At 64.3% G+C, this 21,338-nt stretch carries 21 protein-coding genes; 13 read left to right on the top strand and 8 right to left on the bottom strand.

The window, feature by feature from the left end:
* Positions 1-34: 34 nt before the first annotated feature.
* Positions 35-1,228 carry a BaiN/RdsA family NAD(P)/FAD-dependent oxidoreductase gene (locus ACZ5WT_RS05275; protein WP_464286331.1) on the top strand — a complete coding sequence of 398 codons (1,194 nt, stop codon included), beginning with the start codon at positions 35-37 and terminating at the stop codon, positions 1,226-1,228.
* Here the strand turns inward: ACZ5WT_RS05275 and ACZ5WT_RS05270 are convergent, their stop codons facing one another.
* Entirely contained in the window at positions 1,229-1,792 is a 564-nt protein-coding gene (locus ACZ5WT_RS05270; protein ID WP_464286330.1) for a hypothetical protein, read from the bottom strand.
* Between the two features lie 154 nt (positions 1,793-1,946).
* Between ACZ5WT_RS05270 and ACZ5WT_RS05265 the strand changes: the two genes are divergently transcribed.
* Both ACZ5WT_RS05265 and ACZ5WT_RS05260 read left to right on the top strand, forming a co-directional pair.
* A complete protein-coding gene (locus tag ACZ5WT_RS05265; protein ID WP_464286329.1) occupies positions 1,947-2,957 on the top strand; it encodes an LLM class flavin-dependent oxidoreductase in 1,011 nt (336 codons plus the stop codon).
* 160 nt (positions 2,958-3,117) lie between these two features.
* On the top strand, positions 3,118-4,332 hold the full coding sequence (locus tag ACZ5WT_RS05260) for a GGDEF domain-containing protein (protein WP_464286328.1): 1,215 nt from the start codon (positions 3,118-3,120) through the stop codon (positions 4,330-4,332).
* Positions 4,333-4,339: 7 nt separating this feature from the next.
* On the opposite strand, the gene ACZ5WT_RS05255 is transcribed toward ACZ5WT_RS05260, so the two are convergent.
* The 3 genes from ACZ5WT_RS05255 to argC all read right to left on the bottom strand — a co-directional run bounded on the left by ACZ5WT_RS05255 (position 4,340) and on the right by argC (position 6,616).
* Positions 4,340-4,729: a RidA family protein gene (locus tag ACZ5WT_RS05255; protein ID WP_464286327.1), complete on the bottom strand. Its 390-nt coding sequence runs from the start codon at positions 4,727-4,729 to the stop codon at positions 4,340-4,342.
* A gap of 75 nt (positions 4,730-4,804) precedes the next feature.
* The gene (gene leuD, locus ACZ5WT_RS05250; protein ID WP_464286326.1) at positions 4,805-5,410 is read right to left on the bottom strand and encodes a 3-isopropylmalate dehydratase small subunit; all 606 of its coding nucleotides are present in this window, start codon (positions 5,408-5,410) and stop codon (positions 4,805-4,807) included.
* A 252-nt stretch (positions 5,411-5,662) separates the two neighbouring features.
* Positions 5,663-6,616: an N-acetyl-gamma-glutamyl-phosphate reductase gene (argC, locus tag ACZ5WT_RS05245; RefSeq protein ID WP_464286325.1), complete on the bottom strand. Its 954-nt coding sequence runs from the start codon at positions 6,614-6,616 to the stop codon at positions 5,663-5,665.
* Positions 6,617-6,752: 136 nt separating this feature from the next.
* Between argC and deoD the strand changes: the two genes are divergently transcribed.
* The 7 genes from deoD to ACZ5WT_RS05210 all read left to right on the top strand — a co-directional run bounded on the left by deoD (position 6,753) and on the right by ACZ5WT_RS05210 (position 11,681).
* Positions 6,753-7,466 (top strand): purine-nucleoside phosphorylase, encoded by a 714-nt coding sequence (deoD, locus tag ACZ5WT_RS05240; protein WP_464286324.1) that lies wholly within the window; start codon positions 6,753-6,755, stop codon positions 7,464-7,466.
* 80 nt (positions 7,467-7,546) lie between these two features.
* Positions 7,547-7,819, top strand: coding sequence for a hypothetical protein (locus ACZ5WT_RS05235; protein ID WP_464286323.1), 273 nt, complete (start codon positions 7,547-7,549; stop codon positions 7,817-7,819).
* Positions 7,816-8,169 (top strand): hypothetical protein, encoded by a 354-nt coding sequence (locus tag ACZ5WT_RS05230; RefSeq protein WP_464286322.1) that lies wholly within the window; start codon positions 7,816-7,818, stop codon positions 8,167-8,169. The genes ACZ5WT_RS05235 and ACZ5WT_RS05230 overlap by 4 nt, the downstream gene beginning before the upstream one ends.
* Before the next feature lie 87 nt (positions 8,170-8,256).
* Positions 8,257-9,615: a hypothetical protein gene (locus tag ACZ5WT_RS05225; RefSeq protein WP_464286321.1), complete on the top strand. Its 1,359-nt coding sequence runs from the start codon at positions 8,257-8,259 to the stop codon at positions 9,613-9,615.
* Positions 9,612-10,430, top strand: coding sequence for a COG3904 family protein (locus tag ACZ5WT_RS05220; RefSeq protein WP_464286320.1), 819 nt, complete (start codon positions 9,612-9,614; stop codon positions 10,428-10,430). The genes ACZ5WT_RS05225 and ACZ5WT_RS05220 overlap by 4 nt, the downstream gene beginning before the upstream one ends.
* 71 nt (positions 10,431-10,501) lie before the next feature.
* Positions 10,502-10,801 (top strand): hypothetical protein, encoded by a 300-nt coding sequence (locus ACZ5WT_RS05215; RefSeq protein WP_464286319.1) that lies wholly within the window; start codon positions 10,502-10,504, stop codon positions 10,799-10,801.
* A 238-nt stretch (positions 10,802-11,039) separates the two neighbouring features.
* Positions 11,040-11,681, top strand: coding sequence for a CPBP family glutamic-type intramembrane protease (locus ACZ5WT_RS05210; RefSeq protein ID WP_464286318.1), 642 nt, complete (start codon positions 11,040-11,042; stop codon positions 11,679-11,681).
* Positions 11,682-12,170: 489 nt separating this feature from the next.
* Here ACZ5WT_RS05210 and ACZ5WT_RS05205 read toward each other — a convergent pair whose 3' ends face one another.
* Positions 12,171-12,554 (bottom strand): hypothetical protein, encoded by a 384-nt coding sequence (locus ACZ5WT_RS05205; protein ID WP_464286317.1) that lies wholly within the window; start codon positions 12,552-12,554, stop codon positions 12,171-12,173.
* Between the two features lie 201 nt (positions 12,555-12,755).
* Here ACZ5WT_RS05205 and ACZ5WT_RS05200 point away from each other — a divergent pair, with 201 nt between their 5' ends.
* Positions 12,756-14,021: a Glu/Leu/Phe/Val family dehydrogenase gene (locus ACZ5WT_RS05200; RefSeq protein ID WP_464286316.1), complete on the top strand. Its 1,266-nt coding sequence runs from the start codon at positions 12,756-12,758 to the stop codon at positions 14,019-14,021.
* 121 nt (positions 14,022-14,142) lie between these two features.
* On the opposite strand, the gene ACZ5WT_RS05195 is transcribed toward ACZ5WT_RS05200, so the two are convergent.
* Positions 14,143-17,361: a S41 family peptidase gene (locus tag ACZ5WT_RS05195; protein ID WP_464286315.1), complete on the bottom strand. Its 3,219-nt coding sequence runs from the start codon at positions 17,359-17,361 to the stop codon at positions 14,143-14,145.
* A gap of 205 nt (positions 17,362-17,566) precedes the next feature.
* Between ACZ5WT_RS05195 and leuB the strand changes: the two genes are divergently transcribed.
* The gene (leuB, locus tag ACZ5WT_RS05190; protein WP_464286314.1) at positions 17,567-18,667 is read left to right on the top strand and encodes a 3-isopropylmalate dehydrogenase; all 1,101 of its coding nucleotides are present in this window, start codon (positions 17,567-17,569) and stop codon (positions 18,665-18,667) included.
* 107 nt (positions 18,668-18,774) lie between these two features.
* A complete protein-coding gene (locus ACZ5WT_RS05185) occupies positions 18,775-19,062 on the top strand; it encodes an outer membrane protein (protein ID WP_464286313.1) in 288 nt (95 codons plus the stop codon).
* A 73-nt stretch (positions 19,063-19,135) separates the two neighbouring features.
* Here the strand turns inward: ACZ5WT_RS05185 and rpsP are convergent, their stop codons facing one another.
* On the bottom strand, positions 19,136-19,522 hold the full coding sequence (rpsP, locus tag ACZ5WT_RS05180; protein ID WP_464286312.1) for a 30S ribosomal protein S16: 387 nt from the start codon (positions 19,520-19,522) through the stop codon (positions 19,136-19,138).
* Between the two features lie 26 nt (positions 19,523-19,548).
* Entirely contained in the window at positions 19,549-21,129 is a 1,581-nt protein-coding gene (gene ffh / locus ACZ5WT_RS05175) for a signal recognition particle protein (RefSeq protein WP_464286311.1), read from the bottom strand.
* Positions 21,130-21,338: the final 209 nt, after the last annotated feature.

Below are 21,338 nucleotides of genomic sequence, written 5' to 3'. Positions count from 1 at the left end.
ATTGCCGCTTTCGCGGCAATGAAGCGGTGAATCCATGCCCCATTATGATGTCGTGATCCTTGGCGCCGGTGCCGCCGGTATGATGGCCGCCATCGAGGCCGGCAGGCGCGGCCGCAGCGTGCTGCTGGTTGATCACGGCAAATATGCTGGCGAGAAGATCCGCATTTCCGGCGGCGGGCGCTGCAACTTCACCAATATCAATGCCACCGTGGAACGCGGCCGTGACCGCTTCCTCAGTCAGAACCCGCGCTTCGCGCTGTCGGCACTGAGCCGCTACACGCCCGATATGTTCATTGCCATGGTGCGCGACCACGGCATCACCTTCCACGAAAAGACGCTTGGCCAGCTGTTCTGCGATGGCCCCGCCACCCAGATCAACACCATGCTGTTGGGTGAAATGCGCAAGGCCGGGGTGACACTGGTGCTTGAAACCGCGGTGGAACGGGTCAGCCAGCTCGACGAGGGCGGGTTTGACATCGCGCTCTCCACCTCCTCGATCACCGCCGAGAGCCTCATCGTCGCCACTGGCGGGAAGTCCATTCCCAAGATGGGCGCGTCGGGCCTGGGCTATCAGCTCGCGACCCAGTTTGGCCTGCGCCTCACCGAAACCCGGCCGGGCCTCGTGCCGCTCACCTTCGAGACCGGGGCGCTGGAAAAGCTCAAGCCCCTGTCCGGGATTGCCGCCGATGCCATCGTGCGCCACGGTAAGACCGCGTTCGAAGAAGCCCTGCTGTTCACCCATCGCGGCCTGTCCGGGCCGTCCATCCTGCAGATTTCATCCTATTGGCGCGAGGGCGACGCGATCAGCGTCGACCTGCTGCCCCATCAGGATGCCGCCGAACTGCTGCGCAAGGCGCGCCGGGAAACCCCCAAGGTGCAGGTCCAGACCGTCATCGGCTCGGTCCTGCCCAAGAAGCTGGCGCAGATGCTGGGCGAGGAACTCGACATATCAGGCATGATCGGGGATTTCTCCGACAAGAAGCTGGCGGTCGTGGAAGCCATGCTCAAGCAGTGGACCCTCAAGCCCGTCGGCTCGGAAGGCTATCGCACCGCCGAAGTGACGCTAGGCGGGGTCGATACCCGCGATCTCGACGCCAAGACCATGGCCGCGCGCAATGTGCCGGGCCTCTTTTTCGTCGGCGAAGTGGTCGACGTCACCGGCTGGCTGGGCGGCTACAATTTCCAGTGGGCTTGGGCCTCGGGCTGGGCCGCCGGGCAGGCGGCCTAGCTAGAACCGGAACCCCAGCCGCACCCCCACATTGGTATTGGCCCGCGCCGGTGCCCCGCAGGTGCCAAAGTCCGGCAGATGCTCCACCGTGCCGATCAGCGAGGCGCCCAGCGGCAGGTTGATGCCCACGCTCGCCGCCGCCCTTAGCCCCACGCCACAGCCAAAACTGCGCTGCGGATCATTCTGCGCCGCGCTGAACATCGAACTGCGCAGCACGCCGCCGCCGCTGGCTTCCACGAAGACCGGCACGACCGGCAGCTGAAAGGTCCAGCTCAGGCCCGCATAGCCATAGGAATCGCCGCCGCGAAAGCTCATGGTCGCGCCCAGATGCGGCCGCAGCTCGCCGATCACCGTCCAGGCATTGAGGTCGGGCGCTGAGAACAGCAGTTCCACATTGGCGTCGCCGATCCGGCCGGGATCGAAGAGGTTCCCCCCGCCATCGACGCCGCGCATCGAGATGCCGCCGCGGATTTCGGGGATGAAACTGACCTGGGCCTGCGCCACCGGCGCGGCCAGCACCAGCAGGGACAGGGCAAGGCTAATCGTCCGGAACAGGCTGCGCATGGTAAAATCTCCGTCAACCTTTGATTGATGGCGCGCGCCGCGATCGTCCAGATTCGATTAAAATTGCAATGAACGAGATGTTACCGGAAGTGACATCTCGCTTTCATCGCATTTTGCCGATAGAAGGCGCGGATCGCGAAAAAGGATATTTCCCATGGCCGCACCCTTTGCCCTGTCCCTGCAGGACCTCGCCCCCATTGCCGAAGGCAGCACCACTGCCCAGGCGATGACCGAAACCATTCTGCTGGCGCAGGAGGCCGACCGGCTGGGCTATACCCGCCTGTGGTATGCCGAGCATCACGGCATGCCATCCATTGCCTCCTCGGTTCCCGAAATCCTCATCGGCAGCGCCGCTGCCCATACCAAGAATCTTCGCATCGGTTCGGGCGGCGTCATGCTGCTCAATCACGCGCCTTTGCGCATTGCCGAAGCCTATCGCACCCTCGAAGCGCTGCATCCCGGCCGCATTGATCTTGGCCTGGGCCGCGCGCCCGGTGGCGATGGCTATGCCATGCGCGCGCTGCGCAGCGGTGGCGGCGAGGAGTTTTCCGCCTATCTCGCCGAGCTGATGGCCTTTGACGAGGACAGCTTTCCCCCCGAGCATCCGTTTTCCCGCGTGCCGGTCTCGCCGGGCGGGGTGCGCCTGCCGCCGATGTGGCTGCTGGGTTCGTCGGGCGCCAGCGCCCAGGCGGCCGGGCAATTGGGCATCGGCTATGCTTTTGCCGCCCATTTCAGCCACACCCCGGCGGCCCCGGCCTTCGAGGCCTATCGCTACGCCTTCAACGCCACCGAGGCCTTCCCGCGGCCCCAGACCATGCTCTGCGTGTCGGTGATCTGTGCGCCCACCGATGAGGAAGCCCAGTATCTCAGCCGCTCGCAGGCGGTGAGCTGGGCGCTGTTCACCACCGGCGAGCAGCGCAAGCTGATGAGCCCCGAGGATGCCCATGCCCGCGTGCTGACCAGCCAGCAGCAGGGTGTCATCGATCATCAGTCGAGCCTGTGGATCGTCGGCTCGCCCGCGACGGTGCGCGACGCCATTGCCGAAAAGGCCGAGGCCTGCGGGGCTGACGAGGTGATGATCACCACCACCATTCACAGCTACGAACTGCGCCGCCGCAGCTATGCCCTGATCGCCGAGGCTTTCGGCGTCACGCCGCGCGGCTAGATCGACGCCTTTCACGGCCCTGTCCCTCCCCAATCAGGGGGAGGGAAACGGCTGCCGCTCCGCGCGCAAGTCGTTCACAAGTCTCGCAATCTTGCGTATATTAAGGTCTCGTTTTGCGCGGGCCGCTAGGATCGGCGCCATCTGACCATAGGTTGGTTTCATGAGTGCCGCAGCCTTCGTGCTCGCCATCAATCTTTTTGTTGCCGGCATCTTTGCCACCGCCTTCGGGGTCGTTGCAGCCTACGAGCGCTCGGCCATCGGCGCCCGCTGGCTGGCCTTCTCCTACGGCTTCGGCGCGCTCCACTTGGTGCTCGAATTCATCCTGCCCTATCAGGAAGACCATCGCCTGGTCAGCTTTGGCATTTTCGCGATTTTCCTGGTGGCCCTGGCCAGTGGGGTGATGGGCCTCGCCCAGCACTTCCGGCTGAACCCGCCCTGGCGGCTCCTGCTTGTGCTGGTCGGCTTGTCGCTGCTGCTCAACGTCTTCATTCTCGACATGGAGCGCGAGAGCTTCCTGCGCAACCTGCTCTATCAGCTGCCCTATTTCGTGGTGCAGGTCATGGGCATTGCGGTCCTCGTCCGGGTTCCCAAGAAGCGCGCGCTCGATATCGCGCTGATCTGCCTCTATGTCTGCGCGGCGGCGCATTTCCTGGCCAAGCCGTTCATGGCGATGGCGATCGGCTCGGGCGCCGCGCCGCAGGGCTATCTGGCGTCGAACTATGCCGCCTATTCGCAGACCCTGGGCGCCGTGCTGCTGATTGCCAATGGCCTGCTGACCCTGCTGATCATCGTCCGCGACACGCTGGCCGAAATCACCGCGCGGTCCGAAACCGATACCCTGTCGGGCCTGCTCAATCGGCGCGGCTTTGAAGATCGTGCAGAGCGGATGATCGCCACCACGCGCCGCGCCGGCGTGCCCGGGACCATCGTCGTGGCCGACCTCGACCACTTCAAGACCATCAATGACAATTTCGGCCACGAAGCCGGCGACCGGGTGATATCAGCCTTTGCCCAGTCCCTGCAGGCCACGCCCAATGTGAAGGCGGTGTTCGGGCGCCTCGGCGGGGAAGAATTCGCCGTGCTGCTGCCGGGGGCCAACCTGGCCACGGCGCGCCACTATGCCGAAAGCGTGCGCCGCGCCGTTTCGGGCCTGTCGATCGTCAATCTGGGGCCGGACCGCCGGATCAGCGCCAGCTTCGGCGTGGCCCCGCTCAAGCCCGACGATAGCCTGTCGGATCTTTTGCGCCGCGCCGATGGCGCGCTTTACGAAGCCAAGAAGCGCGGCCGCGACCGGGTCTGCATCGTCGAAGACGATACCGATTTCCCCGATGAGGAAAGCCCGGCCAGCCAGCGCCGGCACGGCTCGCGCAGCTAGGCGGGGATCAGGATTTTGCCGCGCCGATCCGGGCGGTGACTTCGATCTCGATCTTCATGCCGGCCTCGATCATCTGCACGATCAGCATCGATGCCGCCGGACGGATATCCTTGAAGACTGGCCCAACGGCCTTCACCACCGCGTCGACGTCATTGCGGTCGCCCACATAGTAGACCACACGCACCGTATCCTCGATCGAGGAGCCGGCCTCGCGCAGCGCCTTGTCGATCGTCGCCAGCGCATTGGCGGCCTGCTGGCCCACATCGTCGGGCATGGTCATGCTGGCATAGTCATAGCCGGTCGTGCCCGAGACATAGACGGTGTCTTCGTGCCGCACGGCGCGGGAATAGCCGAACGTGGCTTCAAAGGGAGAACCGGTGGAAACGCGCTGCACCATGGAAGGGCCTTCTGTGGGGGTTGAACAGGCATGAAAAAACCCCGCCAGCGGAACTGGCGGGGTTTGGTCTGGAGGCTAGAGCCAGGGCCGGTCGGCGGCCATCTTGGTCTCGAAGCTGGAGATCGAGGGATCGGACTTCAGCGTCCCGGCGATATCGTCGAGCCCCTCGAGCAGGATCTGCTTGCGGCTGGGGTCGATGTCGAAGTGAATCGTGCCGCCATCGGGGCCCTGGATGGTCTGGGCTTCGAGGTCGATGGTCAGCGTGGCGTTGGAGCCGCGCTCGGCGTCGTCGAGCAGCAGCTTGAGCTGCTCGGGGCTGACCACCAGCGGCAGGATGCCGTTCTTGAAGCAGTTGTTGTAGAAGATGTCGGCAAAGCTGGTCGAGATGACGCAGCGCACGCCGAAATCGAGCAGCGCCCAGGGGGCATGCTCGCGGGAGGAACCGCAGCCGAAATTGTCGCCCGCCACGATGATCGAGGCATTGCGATAGCCGGCCTTGTTCAGCACGAAGTCGGGGTTCTCGCTACCGTCTTCATTGTAGCGCATTTCCGAAAACAGCGCCGTCCCCAGACCCGTCCGCTTGATGGTCTTGAGGTACTGCTTGGGGATGATCATGTCGGTGTCGATATTGATGATCGGCAGGGGCGCCGCGACACCGGTCAGGGTGGTGAATTTGTCCATGGCCAGAAAACCTCGCTTTGAAAGGGGTCATTGCGCATAAGCAGGCGCGGGGTCAAGTCCACTCCGCGCGAAACCGTTCGGCTGGGTGTGCGCGCGTGGTGGCGGTGAGACCGGTTGCCCGAACATTCACCGTTGCTGCCCGCGGACTTGATCCGCGGGCCACTCGACCGGCGTGCTGGTCCGGGCTGGCCCCCGGATCAAGTCCGGGGGCAGCGCTTGTGGGTGGGCTCTATCGCGCCAAGGCTAAGCGCCCTAAGCCGCCAGGCTTTCGCGCACGTCCACGCCCAGCATCAGGTTGAGGTTCTGCACGGCAGCCCCCGATGCGCCCTTGCCCAGATTGTCATAGACCGCCACCAGCAGCGCCTGGGCGCTGGCATCGTTGGCAAAGACGTGCAGGGTCATCTGGTTGGTGTTGTTGTGCAGCTGAGGGTCGAGCGCGGCCGTCTTGCCCAGCGCCGGATCATAGGGCGCAACGCTGACAAAGCTGTTCTTGATCCCGGCGAAGTGATCGGCGAGGGCGGCATGGAGCTGCGCGCCGGTCGGCACGGTGGTGAGCTGGCCGAGCTGCAGCGGAATGAAATCCACCATGCCCTGTGCATAGTCGCCGACCGACGGCACGAAGAGCGGGGCCTTGGCCAGCTTGGAGTACTTTGTCATTTCCGGCACGTGCTTGTGCGCGAAGGTGAGGGCATAGGGCATGAAGTGGCTGGCCGAAGCGCCGGCCGCCTCATATTCGGCGATCATCTGCTTGCCGCCGCCCGAATAGCCCGAAATGGCGTTGACGGTGACCGGGAAATCGGCCGGCAGCAGGCCAGCCTCGATCAGCGGGCGGACCGTGGCGATCACGCCCTGCGGGTAGCAGCCGGGATTGGAGACGAAGCGCGCCTTGGCAATCGCCTCGCTCTGGCCCTTGTCCATTTCGGCAAAGCCATAGGCCCAGTCGGGATCGACGCGATAGGCGGTGGAGGCGTCGATGACGCGGGTGGTGCCATTGTCGATCAGCGACACGCTTTCCTTGGCCGCATCGTCGGGCAGGCACAGGATGGCGACATCGGCGGCGTTGAGCAGGCGCTTGCGCTCCTCGATATCCTTGCGCTTGTCAGCAGCAATCGAGAGCACTTCAAGGTCCCGCCGACCGGCGAGGCGTTCGCGGATCTGCAGACCCGTGGTTCCGGCTTCTCCGTCGATGAAAATCTTGGCGACCATTGGCTTATCTCCATATTCGGCAGCGTAGATGGACCCCGCGTGATCCAAGGTCAAGATATCAGCGCGCATGCTTGCTGTGCCGGATGCTTCCTGCCTATGATTTGACCAAGTGGACAAAACCCGAGGATGCGCTTTCATGACGCCACACAACCACGCCAAGCCGGGGGACTATGCCGAGGCTGTGCTGCTGCCCGGTGATCCCCTGCGCGCCAAGTGGATCGCCGAGACCTTCCTCGACAATGCGCAGCTGGTCAATTCGGTTCGCAATTGCCTGGGCTATACCGGCACCTACAAGGGCAAGCGCGTTTCGGTGCAGGCCAGCGGCATGGGGCAGCCGTCGCTGTCGATCTATGTGCATGAGCTGATCAACACCTATGGTGCCAAGACCCTGATCCGGGTTGGCACCTGTGGCGGGCTCAATGCCAGGGTCAAGGTGCGCGACCTCGTGCTGGCGCAGGCTGCCTCCACCGACAGCTCCATCGTGGCCGGGCGCTTCGGCCCGTTCAACTACGCGCCCATCGCCGATTTCGGCCTGCTGCGTTCGGCCGCCAACAAGGCCGAGGCGGCGGGCATGCGCTTCCATGCCGGCAATATGCTGTCCTCCGATATCTTCTATCACGCCGAGCCGGGCCTGGAGGGTTTCGGCACCCTGCCGGCGCATGGCATTCTGGGCGTCGAGATGGAGGCGGCTGCGCTCTATACGCTGGCGGCGCGCTTCGGCGTGCGGGCCCTCGCCATCTGCACCATGACCGATTGCCTGATCACCAAGGAAGAGATCGACGCCAACGAGCGGCAGACCTCGCTGCGGGAAATGGTGACGCTGGCCCTCGACGTGGCGATCGAGCAGTAGACCGCATCCGGCCTTGTCGAAGGGCGGGGCCGTGGCAATATCTAGGGCCCGGCCTCGCTGCCTCACCAGGAACCACCACCATGTCCGTGCTCGATAAGCTGTCTGGCGCCTTGGAGCGGCGCGACGAGGAACCCAATATCGCGGTGGCCGAAGCCATCGTCGCCAGCGGCGACACGGCGGCGGTGGCCGAACTGGCCGAGGCGGTGCGCTCGGGCCCGGCGCGGCAGGCCAATGACGCGCTCAAGGTGCTTTATGAGGTGGGCGCGCGCCAGCCGGCTTTGATTGGCGGGCAATGCCCGGTCTTCATCGAGGCGCTCAAGAGCAGCAACAATCGCCAGGTCTGGGGCGCATGACGGCGCTCGACGCGGTGGCCGAGCAGCGGGCCTCCCTGCTGGCGGCCGAGCTGCCCGCCATTATCGAGGCGGCTGACCGCGGCTCGGTGATCGCCAAGGACCACTGCAATTCCATCCTGATCAAGTTGGCCCGGGCCGGTTATGGCGACAAGGCCGTGCCACTGCTGGTCGAACGGCTCAAGCACGCCGCCCCCAACCAGTTCCCCACCTATGCCGAAGCCATGGCGCCGGTGATCCCGCCCGAGGCCCGGCCGGGCTTTCTCGCCGTGCTCAAGGAGCGCATCGGCAAAATCGCCCAGGAGAGCAAGCGCAAGCGGGTGGAAAAGCTGATGAGCAAGCTCAACGGCTAAGTCGCACCAGAATTAACCCTCGCAAAACCTGCCCACTTCTTGCCGCCATCGCTGTGTTAACCTCCGCTTAACATCGGGGCCCGTCACATGCAGCTCAAGCCGAATGCCTACCGCCTCAACGAAACCGTGCGGGGTGTCGAGACGATGTCCCGCTTTGCGCTGGCGGTGCTGGCGCTGGCCTCGGGGGTCTATACCTATCTGGGGGTGAGGGGACTGCTCGATGGCTCGGCGAGCTTCGTGTTCTTCGCCGCCATCATCTATTCGGCCGCCGTGTCGGTCGCGATCTACGCCTTCTGGAGCTTCATGATGCGGTTCGTGCCGCTGGTGACCTCCGGCGTGCAGCGCATCGGACTCTTCCTCACCATGGCCGTCGGCTGCGCCATGATCATCGCGATGTCGAGCTGGCTCAATGCCGCCGCCCTGGCCGGGTCGGCCGCGCTCGAGCAGCATATGGCGGTGACGCTGCAGGGCTATGCCGAAGACCTCGACCACGCCCATGCCAATGCGCTGGCCAGCCAGAGCCTGCTGCCAGACGTGCAGCGCGCGGCGGAACGCTTTGCCGGGCTCGCCGCCGACGAGCGGGAAACCGGCGCCCTCACCGGCACCACTGGCTCGGGGAGCGTCGTGCAGCTGCTCACCCAGATGAGCGCACAGATGAACCAACTCGGCACCACCATTACCGGCAGCCGCAATGCCGTGTCGGGCCTTTTCGAAGAGGGCTCGGCGCGTCTCGCCACCATGCGCGAGCTGGTCTCCACGCCCGGCGCCATCGAGCCGCGCTCCGACAGTTTCCAGGCCGAGGCGGTGCAGCTCTCGGCCGTCATCGCCGCGCTGCAGCAGACCGACGTCGCCGCTTCGGTCAAGCGCGCCGCCGCCGATCTCAGCGCCGGCTTCATCGCCCCGGTGGCCAATGGCGGCACGGCCGATCTTGCCAACCGGCAGGATCAGGTGATGGAAACGGTGCGCGCCTCGGTCGCCGCGCAATCGGCGGCCCTGTCGGCGGCGGCCGACGAGATCCTCGCCAATCCCGCCGTCGAGCAGCGCCGCTTCGTGCCGCTCTCCAGCGCCGAGGCGGTGATCCGCTACTGGCAGGATTTCATTCCGAGCTGGGCCGGGGCAATTTCCATCGATCTGTTGCCGGTGGTGCTGGTGCTGGTCCTGATGATCGTCAACGACGCCATGCGCAAGGATTCCGAATCCCTGTCGGAGGCCGAGAACATCACCGCCGCCGAAATGCTGCGCGCCATGGCGCTGTTCCGCCAGATGGAGGCGGCCGGCATCGATGTTGCCACCGGCCAGCCGCGCCGCCTCGAGCCCGAGCCGCCCGCTGAACCCGCCGAGGCCGCGCCCCCGCTCACCGCCGAAACCGCCCCATCCGAAGAGGCCATCGTCACGCCCATTGAATCGGCGCAGCGCAAGCGCACCGATGGGCCGCGCACGGCATGAAGACCGAGGCCAATGCCCGCGCCGAAACCGATGAGGGCCCGTTCTATCGCGGCGCCCTGCGGTGGCTGGCCGGGGTCGAAGACGGGGCGATCCTGCGCGTGGCCTTTTTCGCCCTGTTGATCGGCACCGCCTCGGTGCTCTATGTCGATTACCGCGAGCTCACCGCCAATGAGGGGGCGGCCCTGGCCGCGCCCTTGCGGCCCATCCTGCCGCCCTTCAATCCCGCCGGCCCCAATGAAGGGGCCAACCCCGCCGTCACCACCAGTCCCGAGCTGCTGGAACAGCCGCTGCAGATTGCCCTTGGCGCGGGCGGGGAACTCAGCCTCACCGGCTCGATCGATGTCGGCGCGGCCGAGCGCTTTGCCGGCGAGATTGCAGCGCGCGGCGAATATGTGAACACTGTCCTTCTCGATTCGCCTGGAGGATCGGTCGTGGATGCACTCGCCATCGGCAGTCTGATCCATGAGAAAGGCCTTGCCACCAAGGTCCTGGCCGGTTCGCTTTGTGCCTCGTCCTGCCCGCTGATCTTTGCCTCGGGCAGCCAGCGCATTGCCAGCCCCGCCGCCGCCATTGGCGTGCACCAGATCTATGCCGCCGCGCTCAGCGCCGATCCGCAAAATGCCCTGCGCGCCGCCGGTTCCGCGATGAGCCAGGCCCAGACCACCACGGCCGATATCATCGCCCATCTCACCGAAACGGGCGTCGATCCCGCCTTGTGGCTGCACGCCCTGCAGACCCCGCCCGACCGGCTCTACTACTTCAACCCAGAGGAGATGACGCGTCTCAAGCTTGTCACTGAACTAGCCGACAATTGATCGACCCCTGCCGGAACCGGCTGAGAAACCGACCGTTTTAGGGGGTGAGTAACCATATTGGAGGGGAGGCCATGACCCACATTCATACATTGACACGCCATCGAGATATTCAAAACTGGGTGACCGATCGCCACGGCATTCCGGCCATTGCCCGGGTGCGCGATCGCTTCGGCGAGGAGCGGGCGCAGCTCAAGCTGAGCTTTCAGAAACGGGCCCGCGCCATGGACGAGCTGACCAATCAGGATGACGGCATGAGCCCCTGCTCGTGGACCGCCTGGCTGGCCGAGCTGGACCGCCAGCAACTGGCGCTCAAGGTCGATCTGGGCGCTGACTATTTCGAACTGGTGGACCGCCGCAGCGCGAAACACTAGCCGCCGCTGGTTCAAGCATTGGCAGGCCGCGCCACGACCGGCCCGCCGTCGTCACCACTCACAGCCTCGGCGCGAAACAACCCCCGGACCCGATCCGGGGGGTGTTGCATCTGCCCAAGGACGCGGCAGGTTGCCGGGCCGCAATCGTGCAGGTGTGATGAGCTCTCCGGCGCCATTGCCCAATCGCCCGTCTTCTGACTCTATGCGTGCCAACCGCCCGCGCTATTGCAGAGCCCGCATGACCCTTCGCCAGATCGTCCTCGTGTTGCATGCCCTCGCCATGATCGGCGCCATGGTCTGGCTGGTGCCGCTACTGACCCTGCAATGGGGCGGCCCCAATGGGTTCCTGCTTTCCATGGCGGTCTATTGGCTGATTTTCTGCGTCCCGGTCATCGCCTTTCAGGTCTGGCGGCAGCGCAGCGAGCGTCTCTATTCCGAGCGGCTGGCCTGGCGCGACTGGTGGGTGCCCGGCGCCCTGCTGCTGCAGGTCGGCGTCATCGGGCTGGCGGCGCTGGTTCCCAATACCGCGATCCTCACCACGCATGCCGCCATGCTGGCCGCCGTCATCGGCATTATCAATGGCACGCTGGAAGAAAGCGCCTGGCGCGGCGGCTTCATGACCACCTTCGCCAATCGTCCCCGGCTGGGCTTTGCTCTGGGCTGGGTGCTGTTTTCTGCCTGGCACATCGCGCTGACCCTCAGTCATGGCATCGTCTTTGACGGCGGCGCGCTGGCGCTGGTCGGCGGGGCAGCCGCTCTGGGCCTCGTCTGGAGCGCCATCGCCTGGCGCACCGGCTCGGTCTTCTGGGTCAGCATCGCCCATGTCCTGACCAATATCCTGACCTTCTGGGTGCTGTTCGACAGCAACGGCTTCGTCTGAGCCCCGATATCGCGGCCACCCCCCACCCTTGTGCCCTCCCCACAAGGGGGAGGGAGCCGACTGAAATCTTGGGGTAGGTATCCCTGGCGCCGACATCAACAACCACCAACGCTGCCCGCGGACTTGATCCGCGGGCCCCTCGCCACACTGCCTTGCTGATGGTGACCCGCGGATCAAGTCCGCGGGCAGCGCTGGTGCATGGTGGTGAATAGGTGGTCCAGCCGCGCGACTGAATCCTTTGCCACCGGCCCCCTCCCTCCCCCTTGTGGGGAGGGAAGCGAGATAGGACTTAGCGCCAGCTAAGTCCGTCATCGAGCAGGGTGGGGGTATCTCTCCGCGAGTCCGATGCCACAGGCTACCCACCGGGTCATTCCGGCGCAGGCCGGAATCCATGCGGTGAACGCCCCTCGCGCTGGATGCTTCGGCCCGCCACGGACCTGGATCCCGGCCTCCGCCGGGATGACATCGCGGAAAATTCGGCGTCGCCGCTTAGAACCCGTAATCCAGCACGGTCAGCGTGCGGAGGCGCCCGTCGTCGAGCCATTCGATGGTGGCGTTGCGGTGCATGCCGATCAGGGCGGCGCCCACTGCGCCCAGAATCGGCACATTGCTTTTGCCGCCAAACGGGCGGTTCGGATAGCAGAGTTGGCCCATGCGGGTCAGCGGCTCGTTGTCGAGCCGGAACATCACGCGCTGGCCCATCGACACGCCGGCCTTGATCCAGGGCTGCACCACTTCGGCCCGGCCCAGCTCGCGTTCCAGATAGGCCGACACATAAGGCATGTCCGCGCTGGCCTTTTCGGCCAGGTGCAGCACACGGTTGTAGTCGTCTGAATTGATCAGAAGGTCGGGCAGGGGCAGCGTGGTGATCACTTGGTGAGCCGGATTCGACAGGTGCGAGAGGGTCTTAACGATTTTCGCGGCAGGTCATAGCGCGGTCAATAGGCAAAATCGAGGCGAAATGGCGTTCATATAGGCATTTTGAGACAGCCTTGTTGACCTAAGAAAGCCGGTGTGGCAGTTAGGTGATGCATTGTTGTGCGCAATGCGTAATCCCTGCGCAAAGAGTGAGCCATGACCGACGACACCCTGCTTGACCGTGCCTTGATCCGCCTCGAAGAGGCCGCCAGCCATCTGGCCATCGACCAGGATGTCATCGAGAAACTCAAATACCCGCGTGAAACGACCAAGACGCGTCTGCTGATCCGTATGGATGATGGCTCGCGCAAGTCGTTCCTGGCCTGGCGCTGCCGCTATGACGACACGCGCGGCCCCACCAAGGGCGGCATCCGTTTCCACCCCGATAGCAATATCGAGGAAGTCGAGACGCTCGCCTTCTGGATGACTTTCAAATGCGCCGTGATGAACCTGCCTTATGGTGGCGGCAAGGGTGCCGTGCGGGTTGACCCGCGCACCCTGTCCAAGACCGAGCTGGAGCGCCTGTCGCGCGCCTATATGCAGGCTTTCGCCAGCACGGTCGGTCCCGACCGCGATATTCCCGCGCCCGACGTCTATACCAATGCCATGATCATGGGCTGGATGGTCGACGAGTATAACCAGATCACCGGTTCGGTCTCCCCGGCCGTCATCACCGGCAAGCCGATCGCCCTGGGCGGTTCGCTCGGCCGCAACGATGCCACCGCACGCGGCGGCTTCTATCTCGTGCGTCACCTGGCAAGCGAGCTGGGCCTGGCCCGCGACCACACCGTTGCCATCCAGGGCTTCGGCAATGCTGGCCAGTTCTATGCCCAGCTGACCGCTGCCGACGGCACCAAGGTCGTCGCCGTGTCCGACTCGGCCGGCGCCATCCACAAGGCCGATGGCCTCGATGTCGCCAAGCTGATCGCTGGCAAGAATGCCGGCAAGCGCGTCGCTGACCTGGCTGCCGAACTGGGCGCAACGGTCATCCCGGCCGACGACCTGATCGCGGTGGAAGCCGACCTGCTGGTTCCGGCTGCCCTCGAAGAAATGATCACCGTCAAGAATGCCGGTTCGATCAAGGCCAAGGTTGTGCTCGAGCTGGCCAACGGCCCGGTCACCGCCGATGCCGACAAGATCCTCACCCAGAATGGCGTCGTAGTGCTGCCCGATATTCTGGCCAATGCCGGCGGCGTCACCGTCTCCTACTTCGAGTGGGTGCAGAACCGCCAGGGCTTCTACTGGGACCTCGAAGAGATCCATGCCCGCCTCAAGAAGATGATGGAACGCGAAGGTCGCGCCGTCTGGGATATCGCCAAGAGCCGCGACGTGTCGGCACGCTCGGCTGCCTATATCCATGCCCTGGGCCGTCTGGCCACGGCCATCGAAGCGCACGGCACCCAGCCGTTCTTCGCAGGCTGAAAAGCACAAGAAATCTGCAAGAAAGGCGCAAGATAACTGCAAGATTTCTTGAGAAAACCACACGAAAAGGCCGGGCATTCTGCCCGGCCTTCTTGCTTTCTACGCTCGCTTCTTACCGCCCTTAAGGGCGGCAATCGGCCTCCGTACCAATCTGCTCCATCAGCGCCGCGACCGCCGCTTCCAGCTGCGGATCGACGCCGATCCCGGCGAAGTTGGGGTCGAACGGCACGCTGACGTCGGGCTCGATGATGTTGTTTTCGTAGTAGCTGCCATCCATGCGGCGCACCGGCAGGGTGGGCATGGCATAGGCAAAGCCGGGCAGGATCCGGCTCGGATAGTGCGACACGTAAGTGCCTGTATTCAATACGGTATCCCCCACGATCAGCCCGAGATTGGCGTCGCGATAGGCCTGCGGGAAAATGGTGGCGTCGGAATAGACATAGCTGTCGACCAGCACGGCGCTGGGGGCGACCCAGCGGTTGTTGGGGTCATATTCCTTGGGGCCATTCTCGCGGCCGACCACCGAATAGCTCTGGCCGGAGAGCAGGGTCATCAGCTCCCGGGTCAGGTTGCCGCCGCCATTGGAGCGGATATCGATCAGCGCCGCCTTGGAGCTGGACCGCGTCGCCGAGAGCCGGCCGACAACGCCGAGGTAGGAGTCGTTGTCCATCGCCGGAACATATTGATACGCCACACAATTATTGGACAGGCGGTCGACCAGTTCGCGCCGCGTATCGCGCCAGCGCTGGGCCGCCAGCACCTGCTCGGCGTCCGGATCGATCGGCTGGACGAAGGCGAAACGTTCGTTCTCACCGCCATTGTCGGTGACGCCGACCAAAGCGCGCTTGCCCAGATTGACGTCGAGCAGCTTCTCGATGCCGCCGGCATCGGGCACGGGAATGCCGTTGATCGAGGCAATCACGTCGCCCGGTCCGATGTCGAGGCCGGCCCGGTCAAGCGGGCCGCCCGGCAGCACGCCGGCGATGCGCCGCCCCGGACCGTCATAGCCATGGTCCAGATAGACGCCCAGCACGTCATTATTGGTGCCCAGCCCCTCGATCTGGCCCTCGGGCAAGGTGTTGTAGGCAAACAGGTGCGAGGCCGAGAGTTCGCCGAACATGGTCCTGACCAGGTCGGACAGTTCCCGGTTAGTGGCGATCGAGCCGAGATAGCTGCGATACTTGGCGCCGATGGCGTCCCAGTCGCGGCCCTCCAGCGCCGAGGAGTAGAAGTGGTCCCGGATATCGGCCCAGGCCTGCTCGAAGGCGGCGCGGCGCTGCTGGTCGGGATTGAAAGTGGTGAACATGCGCAGCGGCAGGGTCTCAACCCCGTTGGGATCGAAGACCGGAACGCTGATCACCGCATTGGGCAGTTTGAAGTCGATCACATTGGCGTCGGCCACGTGGGAAAGGCTCTGCAGACCCGGTGCTTCCACCGCCTGCAGGGTCTCCACGGCGCCCGTGGCCAGCCCGACCAGCTGCACCAGGAACGTGTCACCACCGGCCGGGGTTACCGACACCAGGTTCAGGCCATCATCGAGCGGATAGGAATAGATGCTGCCGTCTTGCGTCAGGCGTTGTTCCAGCCGCTCCGAGCGCGACGAAGCGGGGCTGTAGCGCTGCGGGCCTTCCTCGGAGAGCGCGGTGCTCCCATCGGCGAGATCCAGGAAGTCCTGGTAGGCTTCGTCCGACAGGAAGATGCGGTAGAGGTCGTCGGTCTCGGGGTGCAGCTGCGCCGTCCGGTGCCCATAAAGCGAGGTCATACCGAAGATCTGGCTGCCATCGGCGCTCCAGGTGCCCCGGGCAAAGTCCGAAACCGCCTGCGTGACCATCATCGGCGGTGCGCTGCCATCGGCCGGCACGATGGCCGCCTTGGAGTTGCCGTTTGCCGCGATGGTCGACCACATGACCAGTAGGTCTTCCGAGGTCGGGGACCAGGCGAACCACTGGTCGCCGTCGCGATAGGACGAGTTGTAGTCGTCCGGCTCGAACAGGGTGGTGACGGTATCGGTCTCGAGGTCGAGCACCTTTACTTCGCGCCGGTCGGCGACGAAGGCGATCTTGCTGCCATCCGGCGAAAAGGCGGGCTGGAAGGCATTGCCTTCCTCCGGAACATACAATGCCTGCTCAACGAAGCGGCTGGCGAGTGCATCGTCCTGATCCTCGGAGGTCAGCTGCACGCCATAAAGGCCCCACTTGTGGTCGCGCTGGCTGGCATAGACCAGCCACGAGCCATCGGGCGAAAAGGCCAGGTAGCGATCATCTTGCGGGGTGGAGGTGACCTGCCGGTAATTGCCGGCCCGGTCGAGCAGGAACACATTGCCATAGGCGGTAAAGGCGAAGTGGGCGCCATCGGGCGAGGAGATGAACTCATCGCTGCCGGTGATGCGGACGTTCTGGTCGATGCTGGCGCGCTGATCGAGCGTCATGATGCTGATCGGCTGCGGTTCGCCAGCGGGTGCCTTGGTGTGGATGCGCCCGTCATGCAAGAAGGCGAGCGTGCCATCATCGGCGATGGACAGGTCGCGCACCGGAGCGTCCGCATAGAACGTCACCTGCGTTTCCTGGTTGCTGGCCAGGTCATAGTGCCAGACGTTGAGCGAGCCGGAGGCCTCCGAGAGATAGTAGAGGCTGGTGCCATCGCCATTCCAGAGCGGGTTGAGCCGGTCCACGCCATCGACGGCGAACAGGCGCTCATGATGCCCGCTCACCGGATCATAGATGAACAGCTGGCGCGCATTGGCGGCCACGCGATGCTGACGGATTTCGGCATCCCCACCGGGATCATAGGTATAGGCCAGCTTGCTCATGGCGCTGTTCCAGCGGGCACCCAGCGCGTAATTGGGCAGGACCAGGCTTTCGCGGCCGGAGCTGGCGTCGATGGAATAGAGCTGCGGCTTGGACGACAGGGCGCCCTGCACGCTGCGCTCTGCATCGCCCAGGCCAAGGGAATGGAACAGGATTTCGCGGCCGTCAGCCGAGAAGCTGGTGGGCACTTCGCTGCGGGCCGACCAGCTCATGCGCTGCAGGCTACCCGAAAAGTCGGTCAGATAGATGTCGTCGGAACCATTGAGGTTCGAGGCGAAGGCCAGCTGTTCGGAGTCAGGCGACCAGACCGCGGCGTGGCTGAACGAGCCAGAGGCGGTAATGGGAACGGCCAAGCCCCCGTCCGAGGGAACCACGAAAATCTGGCCGCGATAGGTGAAGCTGATCGTCTCGCCGTCGGGGGAAATGGCCGAGGAACGCAGCCAGCGCGGCGCCTCGCCGGTGGGTTGCGCCAGGGCCGGCGTTGCAGCGGCCATCAGCGCCAGGAGCGAAGCCGCCCCGAGATGCTTCAACATAGATTTTCCCCTAAATTGCTTTTGCTCAAAACAGCAGTGTGCCGCTTTGGTAGCGAACAGGCTGTAAACACTTGCTAAATCACGTCCTTTACTTTGCGCGAAACCTGCGTGGCGCCCGCGATGCAGGCCGCGCTTGCGTAGATGCGCGAAATAACGCTATGTGCGGCACAACAAGGCGTAACCACCAGTACGGCAAGGACCGATCATGGCCACACATTCCCTATTCCTGCTGCCCGGCGACGGCATCGGCACCGAGATCATGGTCGAGGTGGAGAAGCTGATCGACTGGACCAATTCCCAGCAGCTCACCGATTTCTCGACCGATCGCGGTCTGGCCGGTGGCGCCGCCTATGACGCGCATCAGGTCGCCATCACCGATGAAGACACCGCCAAGGCGCTGGCCGCCGATGCCGTGATCTTCGGCGCGGTGGGTGGACCCAAGTGGGACAATGTTCCCTATGAGCACCGTCCGGAAGCAGCGCTGCTGCGCCTGCGCAAGGAAATGGCCGTGTTCGCCAACCTGCGCCCCGCCATATGCTATCCGGCGCTGGCCGATGCCTCCTCGCTCAAGCGCGAGCTGGTGGAAGGCCTCGACATCCTGATCGTGCGCGAGCTGACCGGCGGCGTCTATTTCGGCGAGCCCAAGACCATTACCGATCTGGAAAATGGCCAGAAGCGCGCCATCGATACCCAGGTCTACGAGACCTATGAAATCGATCGCATCGCCCGCGTCGCCTTCGACCTCGCCCGCACCCGCAACAACAAGGTGCACTCGGCCGACAAGAAGAACGTCATGAAGTCTGGCGTGCTGTGGGACGAAGTGGTCAAGGGCGTTGGCAAGGATTACGCCGATGTCGAGCTGCACCACATCCTGGCTGACAACGCCGCCATGCAGCTGGTGCGCAATCCCAAGCAGTTTGACGTGATGGTGACCGACAATCTGTTCGGCGACATCCTATCGGACGTGGCCGCCATGCTCACCGGCTCGCTCGGCATGCTGCCGTCGGCTTCGCTCGGCGCACCCGATCCGGTGACCGGCAAGCGCAAGGCCTTCTACGAGCCCGTGCATGGCTCGGCGCCCGACATTGCCGGCAAGGGCATTGCCAACCCGATCGCCATGATTGCGTCCTTCGCCATGGCCCTGCGCTATTCGTTCGGCCAGATCGAACTCGCCACTCGCATCGAGAACGCCATTTCGGCCGTGCTCAGCGATGGCCTGCGTACCGGTGACATCGCGCAGGACAACCGCAAGACGGTCGGAACCGACGAAATGGGCGCCGCAATCCTGGCCAAGCTCAAGGCCTAAAAGCCTGAAACGCCTCATAACAGGGCTCCGGTGGAAACACCGGGGCCCTTTTTGCTTGTCACCGGGCGTGCCGGTAAAACGAAGAATTCTGTAGTGATCCAAGTATATTGATCACTTTACCGGCCATTAACCATGTTTCGTGGTCTGGCGGCGTCAGTGCCAAGGTAACGCCAACGCCGCTCGGCACGACGGGCACCGTCTCCGATACGTTCGTCGGCTGGGCGCTAGGCGGTGGCGTTGAAATGGCCGTGACCGAGACCATCACGGTCAAGGCGGAGTATGCCTATAGCGACCTGGGCACCCGCAAGGCTCCCGCCGGGGCGCTGAGCGTCGGGGCCAACGATATCTCGGTCACCGCGCATACCTTCAAGGTCGGCGTGAACATGCACTTCTAGGCGCGGTCACAGCGCCAAACAAAAAGCCCCGGTGCGAACACCGGGGCTTTTCTTATTCCAGAGGCTGGACCGATTACTCGGCGGCAGCTTCTTCCTTGGGGGCATTCTTGGCTTCTTCAGCGGCGGCGATCTTTGCAGCCTTCTCTTCAGCGCGTTCCTTGGCCTTGTCGCCGGGAACTGCCTTTTCCGGGTTGTTGCGCGGATCGCGCTTGGCAACGCCGGCAACGTCGAGGAAGCGCAGGACGCGGTCGGTCGGCTGTGCGCCAACGTCGAGCCAGTGCTTGGCGCGCTCGGCGTTCAGCACGACGCGGTTTTCAGCGTCCTTGGCGAGCAGCGGGTTGAAGGTGCCAAGCTTCTCGATGAAGCGGCCATCGCGCGGCGAACGGGCGTCGGCAACGACGATCTGGTAGAAAGGACGCTTCTTGGTGCCACCACGGGCGAGACGGATCTTGAGGGACATTTTTCGTTCCTAGGGTTTGGTTACGACTATTTCTTCTTGCCCAGGCCGGGAAGGCCGGGGAAACGCGGTGCGCCGCCGAGACCGGGCAGGCCGGTTCCGGAGGATTTGAGAAGCGAGCCGACATCGGTCGGCAGCTTCTCGGAAAGCTGGGGGGCAGCGGAGGGCAGGCCCTTGAGCGCGGCAGGGTCGATGCCGGCCTGACGTGCCATCTGCTCGATCTGGGCCGGATCCATCTTGGAAATGTCGGGCATGCCGCCCATCATCTGGCCCATCTTGCCGCCGAACATGCCGCCAAGCGCGCCCATGCCGCCCTTGGAGACCTTCTTCATCATGTCCGCCATCTGGCGGTGCTGCTTGGCAAGCTTGTTGATTTCGGAAACGTCGACGCCGGCGCCGGCGGCAATGCGCTTGCGGCGGCTGGCATTGAGCAGGTCGGGCTCGGCGCGTTCCTTCTTGGTCATCGAGTTGATGATGGCGATCTGGCGATCGAACACCTTCTCGTCGACATTGGCATTCGCCATGGCCTTCTTCATCTGGCCGACGCCGGGCATCATGCTCATCAGGCCGCCCATGCCACCCATCTTCTTCATCTGGATGAGCTGGTTGCGCAGGTCGTCGAGGTCAAAGGAGCCCTTCTTGAGCTTCTTTGCCATCTTCTGCGCGTCTTCGGCGGTGACGTGCTCGGCAGCCTTTTCCACGAGCGAGACAATGTCGCCCATGCCCAGGATGCGGTCGGCGATGCGGCTGGGATGGAAATCCTCCAGCGCATCCATCTTTTCGCCGACACCGATCAGCTTGATCGGCTTGCCGGTGGCTGCGCGCATCGACAGCGCCGCACCGCCACGGCCATCGCCGTCAACGCGGGTCATCACGATGCCGGTAATGTCGAGGCGCCCGTCGAAGGAGCGGGCGACGTTGATCGCGTCCTGGCCGGTCAGGGCGTCCACGACCAGCAGGATTTCGTGCGGGTTGGCGATGTCCTTGATGGCAACCGTTTCGGCCATCAGTTCTTCGTCGATATGGGTGCGGCCGGCGGTGTCGAGAATGAGCACGTCATAGCCGCCCAGGCGGGCTTCGCGCTCGGCGCGGCGGGCAATCTCGACCGGGTTTTCGCTGGTGACGATCGGCAGGGTATCAACGCCGACCTGTTCGCCCAGCACGCGCAGCTGCTCCATGGCCGCGGGGCGGCGGGTATCGAGCGAAGCGAGCAGAACCTTTTTCTTGCTGCGCTCGGTCAGGCGCTTGGCGATCTTGGCGGTGGTGGTGGTCTTGCCCGAGCCCTGCAAACCCACCATCAGGAGGGTGACCGGGGCCTTGGCATTGAGGTCGATGGCGACGGCGCTGGAGCCGAGCACGGCCACCAGTTCGTCATGCACGATCTTGACGACCTGCTGGCCGGGGGTGACCGAGCGGGTCACTTCGGCGCCGACAGCGCGATCCTTGACCTGTTCGACAAATGCGCGGACGACTTCGAGAGAGACGTCAGCCTCGATCAGGGCGCGGCGAATCTCGCGCATCGCGGCATCGACGTCGGCGGCGTTGAGTGCGCCGCGGCCGCGAAGACCTTCGAAGATTTTGCCAAGCCGGTCTGAAAGGCTCTCGAACATATTTGGTCCTTCTCTTCGGAATTTCCCGAGAGATGTAATATCCATCGGGCCAAACGCCAAACACACCCGCGGGCGCAACGCGCTGGCGGATGGTGGCCTCCGGGATCGGTTTATACCCTAAGGGTCCCGGTCGGCTTGTCAGGAACACGGCCTGATGAATGGGGTGCGTGTAAGGGAAAGGGGCAGGGGAGTCAAGAATAGAGCGGCTT

The sequence above is a fragment of the Devosia sp. T2-14 genome (assembly GCF_055397495.1).
Note: the sequence above shows the minus strand (reverse complement) of the source record. Positions and strands in the feature narration are given on the sequence as shown.

Excerpts from the sequence above, each read along its gene's own strand:
- ACZ5WT_RS05275 (WP_464286331.1), top strand. The coding sequence starts at position 35 with ATGCCCCATTATGATGTCGTGATCCTTGGCGCCGGTGCCGCCGGTATG.
- ACZ5WT_RS05270 (WP_464286330.1), bottom strand. The coding sequence starts at position 1,792 with ATGCGCAGCCTGTTCCGGACGATTAGCCTTGCCCTGTCCCTGCTGGTG.
- ACZ5WT_RS05265 (WP_464286329.1), top strand. The coding sequence starts at position 1,947 with ATGGCCGCACCCTTTGCCCTGTCCCTGCAGGACCTCGCCCCCATTGCC.
- ACZ5WT_RS05260 (WP_464286328.1), top strand. The coding sequence starts at position 3,118 with ATGAGTGCCGCAGCCTTCGTGCTCGCCATCAATCTTTTTGTTGCCGGC.
- ACZ5WT_RS05255 (WP_464286327.1), bottom strand. The coding sequence starts at position 4,729 with ATGGTGCAGCGCGTTTCCACCGGTTCTCCCTTTGAAGCCACGTTCGGC.
- leuD (WP_464286326.1), bottom strand. The coding sequence starts at position 5,410 with ATGGACAAATTCACCACCCTGACCGGTGTCGCGGCGCCCCTGCCGATC.
- argC (WP_464286325.1), bottom strand. The coding sequence starts at position 6,616 with ATGGTCGCCAAGATTTTCATCGACGGAGAAGCCGGAACCACGGGTCTG.
- deoD (WP_464286324.1), top strand. The coding sequence starts at position 6,753 with ATGACGCCACACAACCACGCCAAGCCGGGGGACTATGCCGAGGCTGTG.
- ACZ5WT_RS05235 (WP_464286323.1), top strand. The coding sequence starts at position 7,547 with ATGTCCGTGCTCGATAAGCTGTCTGGCGCCTTGGAGCGGCGCGACGAG.
- ACZ5WT_RS05230 (WP_464286322.1), top strand. The coding sequence starts at position 7,816 with ATGACGGCGCTCGACGCGGTGGCCGAGCAGCGGGCCTCCCTGCTGGCG.
- ACZ5WT_RS05225 (WP_464286321.1), top strand. The coding sequence starts at position 8,257 with ATGCAGCTCAAGCCGAATGCCTACCGCCTCAACGAAACCGTGCGGGGT.
- ACZ5WT_RS05220 (WP_464286320.1), top strand. The coding sequence starts at position 9,612 with ATGAAGACCGAGGCCAATGCCCGCGCCGAAACCGATGAGGGCCCGTTC.
- ACZ5WT_RS05215 (WP_464286319.1), top strand. The coding sequence starts at position 10,502 with ATGACCCACATTCATACATTGACACGCCATCGAGATATTCAAAACTGG.
- ACZ5WT_RS05210 (WP_464286318.1), top strand. The coding sequence starts at position 11,040 with ATGACCCTTCGCCAGATCGTCCTCGTGTTGCATGCCCTCGCCATGATC.
- ACZ5WT_RS05200 (WP_464286316.1), top strand. The coding sequence starts at position 12,756 with ATGACCGACGACACCCTGCTTGACCGTGCCTTGATCCGCCTCGAAGAG.
- ACZ5WT_RS05195 (WP_464286315.1), bottom strand. The coding sequence starts at position 17,361 with ATGTTGAAGCATCTCGGGGCGGCTTCGCTCCTGGCGCTGATGGCCGCT.
- leuB (WP_464286314.1), top strand. The coding sequence starts at position 17,567 with ATGGCCACACATTCCCTATTCCTGCTGCCCGGCGACGGCATCGGCACC.
- rpsP (WP_464286312.1), bottom strand. The coding sequence starts at position 19,522 with ATGTCCCTCAAGATCCGTCTCGCCCGTGGTGGCACCAAGAAGCGTCCT.
- ffh (WP_464286311.1), bottom strand. The coding sequence starts at position 21,129 with ATGTTCGAGAGCCTTTCAGACCGGCTTGGCAAAATCTTCGAAGGTCTT.